Origin of the sequence: Alkalibacterium sp. 20 (assembly GCF_001885615.1) — a bacterium.
Taxonomy (GTDB): domain Bacteria; phylum Bacillota; class Bacilli; order Lactobacillales; family Carnobacteriaceae_A; genus Alkalibacterium.
In genome coordinates this window covers 1-1418 of sequence record NZ_LSRN01000103.1, presented here as the reverse complement: position 1 = coordinate 1418, position 1418 = coordinate 1, and the positions used below count along the sequence as shown (strand labels likewise).

Genomic DNA, 1418 nt, shown 5'->3' with positions numbered 1-1418 from the left:
GCAAAAAGTAACGGGGTTTTTGATCTTATTGAAAATGACCTTGTATTTGATCATGAATCAACAAATAAAATCAAGATGAATCATATAAAGACGATGCTCTGCGGTCATTTTATTGGCATTGACAAATTAAAGCACTTAAAGTTACTTCAAAACGATCCACTGGTTAATGAATTCGATATTTCGGTAAAGGAACCAGAAACAGTATCTCGGTTTTTAGGAAACTTCAACTTCAAGACAACTCAAATGTTTAGAGATATCAATTTCAAAGTCTTCAAAAGACTACTTTCTAAAAGCAATCTGACGTCCATCACTATTGATATCGATAGTAGCGTCATCAACGTAGAAGGCCACAAAGAAGGTGCAACCAAGCGATACAATCCAAAAAAGCTAGGCAATCGCTGCTACAATATCCAGTTCGCCTTCTGTGATGAACTAAAAGCATACATCACTGGATTTGTTAGAAGTGGTAATACCTACACTGCAAATGGTGCTGCAGAAATGATAAAAGAAATTGTAGCCAACATAAAAACAGATGATCTAGACATTCTGTTTAGAATGGACAGCGGTTACTTTGACGAAGAAATTATCGAAACTATTGAAACGCTAGGTTGCAAGTATTTGATTAAAGCCAAAGTCTATCCAACACTCGCTTCACAAGTAACAGATGAATCTGTTTTGTTTGTTAAAGGCGAAGAAGGCAGAGAAACTACAGAGCTGTTTACGAAGCTAAACACATGGAATAAAGACAGAAGATTTGTCGTGTCTCGTGTATTGAAACCTGAAAAAGAAAGAGCACAATTATCACTTTTGGAGGGCTCGGAATACGAATACTTTTTCTTTGTAACAAACATAGATTTACTTTCAGAAAAAGTTGTCATCTCGTATGAAAAACGTGGCAACAGTGAGAATTATATTAAAGAAGCCAAATACGATATGAGCGTAGGTCATCTTTTGCTAAAGTCATTTTGGGCCAATGAGGCTGTTTTTCAGCTTATGATGCTTGCTTTCAATTTGTTTTTGCTGTTTAAGTTTGATTCGTTGAGCGTAGCGGAATACAGACAACAGATTAAAACCTTCCGTTTGAAATATGTATTTCTGGCTGCAAAAATAATTAAAACTGCCCGAAATGTAATTATGAAATTATCGTTTAACTATCCATACAAGTCGGTATATGAAAAATATTTAACCTGAAGCAGTTAACCTTAGAATCGGAAGAAGCCTAGGGTAAAGATTTGCGGGGCTTGTTTAAGCATGCAAACTATTCAGGCTGTAATGATTAAAGGTACTAAAAGACAGAGAGTTGGTGACGAAAATGGTACGATATAGAAAAAGTTACCTGGATTCCTCATAAAAAATGCTCAAAAAAAGGAATTTTTGATTTGACGTGGAATTTAGGTAATGTATATGCTGAATAATGT

At 35.2% G+C, this 1418-nt stretch carries 1 protein-coding gene; it reads left to right on the top strand.

Annotated features, from left to right (window positions below; genetic code table 11):
* Window positions 1-1191, top strand: a 1191-nt coding sequence (locus tag AX762_RS12245) for an IS1380 family transposase (protein ID WP_071849391.1), incomplete at its 5' end; no start/stop codon positions are given.
* Between the last annotated feature and the right edge of the window lie 227 nt (window positions 1192-1418).